Annotated in this window: 7 protein-coding genes; 1 reads left to right on the forward strand and 6 read right to left on the reverse strand. The window is 66.4% G+C overall.

Annotated elements, in window-relative coordinates; translation table 11 throughout:
* Window positions 1-240, reverse strand: a 240-nt coding sequence (locus P8Y39_12665; GenBank protein MEJ2193168.1) for a CHASE2 domain-containing protein, incomplete at its 3' end; no start/stop codon positions are given.
* A 538-nt stretch (window positions 241-778) separates the two neighbouring features.
* On the opposite strand from P8Y39_12665, the gene P8Y39_12670 reads away from it, so the two are divergent.
* Window positions 779-1,219 (forward strand): CBS domain-containing protein, encoded by a 441-nt coding sequence (locus P8Y39_12670; protein MEJ2193169.1) that lies wholly within the window; start codon window positions 779-781, stop codon window positions 1,217-1,219.
* A 6-nt stretch (window positions 1,220-1,225) separates the two neighbouring features.
* Here the strand turns inward: P8Y39_12670 and P8Y39_12675 are convergent, their stop codons facing one another.
* The 5 genes from P8Y39_12675 to cbiT form a co-directional block, all read right to left on the reverse strand.
* Window positions 1,226-2,509: a BPL-N domain-containing protein gene (locus P8Y39_12675; protein MEJ2193170.1), complete on the reverse strand. Its 1,284-nt coding sequence runs from the start codon at window positions 2,507-2,509 to the stop codon at window positions 1,226-1,228.
* Window positions 2,499-4,103, reverse strand: coding sequence for a precorrin-3B C(17)-methyltransferase (gene cobJ, locus P8Y39_12680; GenBank protein ID MEJ2193171.1), 1,605 nt, complete (start codon window positions 4,101-4,103; stop codon window positions 2,499-2,501). Before cobJ ends, P8Y39_12675 begins: the two co-directional genes overlap by 11 nt.
* On the reverse strand, window positions 3,997-4,857 hold the full coding sequence (gene cobM, locus P8Y39_12685) for a precorrin-4 C(11)-methyltransferase (protein MEJ2193172.1): 861 nt from the start codon (window positions 4,855-4,857) through the stop codon (window positions 3,997-3,999). Before cobM ends, cobJ begins: the two co-directional genes overlap by 107 nt.
* Window positions 4,850-5,554, reverse strand: a complete 705-nt coding sequence (cobI, locus tag P8Y39_12690; GenBank protein ID MEJ2193173.1) for a precorrin-2 C(20)-methyltransferase — start codon at window positions 5,552-5,554, stop codon at window positions 4,850-4,852. The genes cobM and cobI overlap by 8 nt, the downstream gene beginning before the upstream one ends.
* A partial coding sequence (gene cbiT / locus P8Y39_12695; GenBank protein MEJ2193174.1) for a precorrin-6Y C5,15-methyltransferase (decarboxylating) subunit CbiT occupies window positions 5,551-6,001 on the reverse strand: 451 nt, incomplete at its 5' end. The genes cbiT and cobI, both read right to left, overlap by 4 nt.

Here is a 6,001-nt window from a genome sequence, read left to right on the forward strand (position 1 = left end):
GAGGCGCTCCAGCATGTCGGCCATGACCGTGCGCGGCCAGGGCCGGGGCCCCAGAAGCTCCGCGCTCTTTTCGTCCATGTCCACAAGGACCACCCTGCCGGTGGCCTCCGTGCCCCTCAACCCGAGAAGAAAGTCGTAAAACCCGTTTTCCAGGGGCTCAAAGGCAGTGAGCCCAAAGACCGTGACAAGCAGGAAGACGATTGTCAGAACGGCCCCGAAAAACCAGCTTTTCAGCAGCACGTGAGGCACTCTCATGGCAGAGGATTATAGCAGGGTAAAGGCCCGTGCCGAAGTAGCTATAATCACCGCCGGACACGGTCCGGAGCGTCCTGACATCGAAACGGGCTGCCCAGGGGACAGCCCTGAGCGTTCTAGGGCAATTTAATAAATTATGTAGCCGAAGGCCTCCTTGTCGTTGCCGTTTGACCTGAGGCGGCTTGGCAGTGACTCCTTTGGAGGAACTGCCTATGGAGGGCGGCCGCCGTTGCATAAAGAGAAAGGTCTGCGAACGTTCCGACCCGATAGGGCCGGTGCAGGGCGTTTCAAGGGGCTTTCTACCCATTCGTCACTCATATAAGGCCGCCCGGACAGTAATAAAACTCCTTGCCGCCGAATAAGAGGGGAAGAGAGGCTGGGCGAGTTGGGGAGATAGATAATTAAAAAAACCGGGGGCGCAGGCCACGGCCTGAGCGATAGAACCTTGGAGCGGCTTGCTCAAGGGACGGCCACCTGCTACGATGGAATTAGGACGAACCTTCCAAACGCAAGGAGGCGAGAGATGTCGCTTGCTCATATCATGACGCACGAGATAACCTCCCTGCCCGGCGGCGCAACGGCCATGGACGCCGTGAAGTACCTGCACGACATGTCCGTGGGCAGCGTGGTGGTGGCCGACGGGGAAAACAGGCCGATGGGCATTCTGACGGACAGGGACCTTCTGTTCAAGGTCATGCTCCCCGGGAAGGACCCTGCCAAGGTGGCCGTAAAGGACATCATGAGCGCCCCGGTGATTACCGTCTCGGAAGACGAGGACATCATGCGCGTCACCGAGCTGATGAAGAGCCATTACGTAAGGCGTTTCCCGGTCACCGACAAGCACGACAGGGTCGTGGGCTTCGTCTCCCTGGACGACATACTCATCTTTCTGGGCGAGGAGATGCGAAACCTCGCCGTCGCCCTGAAGAAGGAGCTCAGGAAGGACCAGCCGCACAAGGCGTAGGCTCCCTCAGGCCTCCTCCCCGAGCAGGGCGTAGAGCCGCCGGTCCACCTTCTCCAGGAGCCGCTTGAACAGGCCGCCGTGGCTCTTGCTTCGGGAGAAAAGCTCCTCCCGGAGCGCTCGGGTCCCGGGGTCGGCGGCCTCTCTGAAAGTAAGCCGCTCCCCCCGGTCCAGGGCGCGGCGCTCCCGGAGAAGAAGGCCCGAGGCTTTCCCGGCGAAGGCCCGGAGCTCGGCCACGAGCTCGCCCGTTTGCGCGCCTCGGGGCAGGCGGAGCGAGAGCTCCCGGACCATCTCATAAAGGGTGAAGTACTCAAGGCCGCGGACCCCCCGCCGCCACTGAATCAACGGCCCCCGCCGGAACCAGAGGAAGTTCCGCACGCCCACCTCGAAAAGCTCCTCCACTATCTCAAAAAGGGCACCAGTGCCAAGGGCGCCCGCGCCCCGGACACCCGTGTCCCGGACACCCGTGCCCCAGGAGCCAGCGCCTCCACGAGAAGATAAAGGAGAACGGAACTGGTTTCCACTTCCGGGGGACGTGAAAAAAGGGGATTGGTCCCCGTGAAAAGGAGACTGGTCTTCCCCCCACATGTTGGCGAGGACCCGTCCGCCGTTTTCGTCCCCCGGGGTGTCGAAATGCACCAGGGAGAGGAAAACCCTGCCCGCCCCCACGGAGCCCACGAGCACCAGGGGGTCGCCCTTCATCCGGCGCGGGTCGAGGTTGAGGGCGTAGCGCTCCTCCAGTGCCGCCCAGCCCGCCTGCTCCGAGCAAGCCGTATCGCCCACGTTGATGTCGGAGGTGAAGGCATCCGCCGTGGCCTCCTCGAAGGAGGCCAGCGTCCTGAGCCCCTCGTCTTCGGCCACGAACTGGGAGGGCCACCAGATGTGAAAGACGTCTCCTTGCACTCCCTCCCAGAGGGGGTGGGGCGAGAGGCGGAGCCTGACTGGGCCGCTCAGGCTGGGCACGCGCTCGGAGAGGGGCTTGCGCCTTACGTTCACCAGGCCCATGCCCTCGCGGGTGGCCAGGCCCGCCCCGCCGCAGATGCCCACGTAGGTGCCCCCGGAGCGGACGAAATCCGTGACGGCGCGGACGCCGTCCTGGCCCAGGGATTTCATCTTGTTGGTGGCCCATCCGCCGGGGACGTAGAGGGCGCGGTGCTCCCGGAGCCTTCCCCGCCGGATGTCCCCCGCACTCACGAGGCGGAAGGCCAGGCCCCGCTCCCTGAGCGCCCGGAAGGACAGGAGCCCCCAGAGGAACGACTCGTCCCAGAGGAAGGCGGCGGGCTCAGAAGGCATACCGGTGTCCGTATCCCCGGGGCGTGACCATGCGGTCCTGCCAGCGGAAGCTCATGGAGTTGCCCACGACGACGGTGCACTGCATGTCCAGGGGGTGCTCGAGCATCTCCCCCAGGGTGCTGAGGACGCTCTCCTCGTCCTCCCGGGTGGCCGCACGCACGATGCCCACGGGGGTCTCCGGGGGCTTGTGCCGGAGAAGAATCTCTTGGGCCCGCTCGATATGCGTCTTTCTGCCCCTGCTCCTGGGGTTATAGAGCACCACCACGAAGTCCGCCCTGCCGGCAGCATCGAGGCGCTCCTCGATGAGCTGCCAGGGGGTGAGGCGGTCCGAAAGGCTTATGGCGCAGAAGTCGTGCATCAGGGGAGCGCCCAGCCGTGCGGCACAGGCGTTCAGGGCCGATATGCCCGGGACGACCTCCACATCCAGGGGCGCGCCCGTGCTCCGTATGACCTCGTAGACCAGGCCCGCCATGCCGTAAATGCCGGCGTCCCCGCCGCTTATGAGAACGACCTCCTTTCCCGAGGCGGCCATCTCCACCGCCCGCTTAACTCTTTCCACCTCCTGGGTCATGGCCGAGGAGACCACCTCCTTGCCCTCCAAAAGGGGCTCCACCTGCTTGAGATAGGGCCGGTAGCCCACCACGGCCCGGGCCCGCCGGAGGGCGTGCAGGGCCCGCACGCTGAGATGCTCCAGCCCGCCCGGCCCCGTGCCCACGACCGTGAGCGTCCTCCCGGAGCAGTGCGCCAGGGCAAGGGTGAGGTTCCCATATTTTCTCTTCGGGACGAGAAGGCCGGGCTCGCGGCTTGCCAGAAGGGCCGCCGGCTCGGCCACTCCCTGCACGCCCAGGGCCTTCCGGGCATGGGCGGAGGGTGCGACGCCCCTGACGGAGTTCAACTCCCCGGTGGTGAACCCCCGCACCTCGACGCCCCTTTCCCGGGCGTACTGCCTCAAGCTCTCTTCCCGCTTTTTCTTCTCGTGGGTGGCAATGAGCCTGAGCGAAAGGGGAGAGTGGCCCTCGGCCTCAAACAGGGCGTCCACCGCTTTGGCTATCTCCTTTCGAGGGGTGCCGCTGTTGAGCCCCATGCCCAGCACCAGCCGCCGGGGCCTCAGAAAAAGGCCCTCCCCGGGAAGGGTCCTGGTGGTAATGAGGACGTCCGCCGCCCCGGGGGCGGCGGGCTCGTAGTCCGGGGGAAGCTCCAGGTCCTCCTCGCAATAGACGCGCAGGGATTTCCGCTCCACGTGCCTTCCCGAGACGCGGGGCAGGAGGGCGGGGTTTTCGATGAGGAGGCCCCGCTCCCCCGCGAAGACGTCCACGGGGGTGAGGCCGCTCACGTCGGTTGCCGTGGTGAGCACGGCCTCTCCGCCCAAAAGGGCGGCTATCTCCCCGGCCAAGCGGTTGGCCCCCGCCCCATGGCCCCCGAGGAGGCTCACCACGTGGCGGCCTTTCTCGTCCACCGCGAGCACTGCGGGGTCACGGGCCTTGCCCTCAAGGAGGGGGGCCACCGCACGGACGGCGATGCCCGTGGAGGTGAAAAATATACAGGCGCCCGCACCGCGCCAGTGGCGCCTCACCTCGCCCGGGCGGTAGCGCATCACCTCGGCCTCGTCGGAAGTCCCTGTGGTAGAGCCTCGATGTCTTGCCGGGTGCCTCCAGGGAGGCCCGGAGGGACTCTCCAACGTAGATGAGGGCCGTGCGGGTAATGCCCGCCTCTCTGACCTTCCCGGCGATGTCCTCCAGGGTGCCCCGGATGACCCTTTCCCCAGGCCAGGAGGCCCGCTCGATGACGGCGGCGGGCGTGCCCGCGGGGTAGCCCCCTTCGATGAGCTCCCCGGCCAGCTCCTCCATCATGCCCACGCTCAGGAAGACGACCATGGTGGCCCGGTGGGAGGCCAGAAGCTCTATGGCCTCCTTCTCCGGCACGGGCGTGCGCCCGGCTCGGCGGGTGACGATGACCGTCTGGCTTACCTCCGGCACGGTGAGCTCCTGCCCGAGGGCCGCCGCCCCGGCGGCCAGGGAGGAGACCCCGGGGACCACCTCCACCTCGATGCCGCGCTCCCCGAGGCGGTGGATCTGCTCCGTTATGGCGCTATAGAAGGAAACGTCCCCGGAATGTAGCCGCACCACGCGCTTTCCCTCCGAGGCCGCTTTCTCGAGAACTTCCACTATCTCGTCCAGGTCCATGCCCGCCGAGTCGTGGCACTCCGCCCGGAGGCCGTCGAGCAGAGCGGTGTTTATGAGGCTTCCGGCATAGAGGACCACCTGGGCCTCGTCCAGGAGCCTCCGCCCCCTCACGGTGATAAGCTCCGGGTCCCCCGGCCCCGCTCCCACGAAAAAGACCTTACCCATCGCGCCTCCCCCTGACGATAACCGTGGAAAAGTAATCTATCTCCTCGGGGCTTGTCTCGGCCAGCGGCTTGACCAGCTCCCCCTTCATCCCGGCCCGCGAGACGCAGACCGCGCCTTCCAGGAGCCCCGCGGCAGAGAGGATCTTCTTTACGTCATCGAGCACCCGGTGGACCTTCATGAGAACGACCGTGTCGAAGTCCCGAAGCACCCGGTCCAGGTCCCCGGCATAGGTAGCCGGAAGGACGGCCAGCCTCTCGCCTGAAAGCGCAAGGCTCACCCCGGCCCTGGCCCCCGCGGCGGTGATGGAGCTTACCCCGGGGACGACCTCGAAGGAAACCTCCGTGTCCAACTCCTTGAGGGCGTCATGAAGATGAAAGAACGTGCTGTACAAGGTGGGGTCCCCCAGGGTGATGAAGGCCACGTCTGTGCCCCGCGCGAGGATGTCGCGCACCCTGGCCGCAGCCGGCAGGAGGGCCTCCCGCTGGGAGCCCTTCTTCATGGGGAAATGGACCTCCATCACCTCCTTTTCCCCGAGGTCCATGACCTGCTCCACGATGCCGAGGGCCAGGCTTCCTCCCCCTTCCCGTCCCCTGGGAAAGCAGATGACCCCGGCACGTTCGAGAACCTTCTTGGCCTTCAGCGTGAGAAGCTCCGGGTCCCCCGGGCCCACCCCCACCGCGTAAAGCATGCCCTTCATCGCCCGGCCTCGATGACGAAGACGGGGTTCAGGGCCTTCATATAATGCCGCCCGGCCACCTCCGTCATCCTCGATGCCGAAAGGGAGCACGCCTCCGGGGCGAGCCCCTGGGCCCGGAGCGCCCGGAGGGCCTCCTCGACGCTCTCCATGGTTATGGCCGTCATCACCACCCTGCCTTTCTTCATCCGGGACGATACATGCTCGATAATCTCCGTAAGACCCTTCCCCGCCCCGCCTATGAACACCCTGTCCGGCGGGAGAAGGCTCCTGAGCGCCCGGGGCGCTTCGCCCCGGATGACCTCAAGCCCGCCGGCGGCCAGCCTTTCGGCATTGCGCCTGATGCCCTCCACCCTGGCCCTGTCCTTCTCCACCGCGATGACCCGCAAGCCGGGGGCCAGACGCTTGGCCTCGATGCCCACCGCCCCGGAGCCCGCCCCCACGTCCCAG

Source organism: Nitrospirota bacterium (genome assembly GCA_037386965.1).
Lineage (GTDB): Bacteria > Nitrospirota > Thermodesulfovibrionia > Thermodesulfovibrionales > JdFR-86 > JARRLN01.

What these genes read in the sequence shown, in the direction of transcription:
- P8Y39_12670 (MEJ2193169.1), top strand. Translation starts at nt 779, where the DNA reads ATGTCGCTTGCTCATATCATGACGCACGAGATAACCTCCCTGCCCGGC.
- cobI (MEJ2193173.1), bottom strand. Translation starts at nt 5,554, where the DNA reads ATGAAGGGCATGCTTTACGCGGTGGGGGTGGGCCCGGGGGACCCGGAG.
- P8Y39_12675 (MEJ2193170.1), bottom strand. Translation starts at nt 2,509, where the DNA reads ATGCCTTCTGAGCCCGCCGCCTTCCTCTGGGACGAGTCGTTCCTCTGG.
- cobJ (MEJ2193171.1), bottom strand. Translation starts at nt 4,103, where the DNA reads ATGCGCTACCGCCCGGGCGAGGTGAGGCGCCACTGGCGCGGTGCGGGC.
- cobM (MEJ2193172.1), bottom strand. Translation starts at nt 4,857, where the DNA reads ATGGGTAAGGTCTTTTTCGTGGGAGCGGGGCCGGGGGACCCGGAGCTT.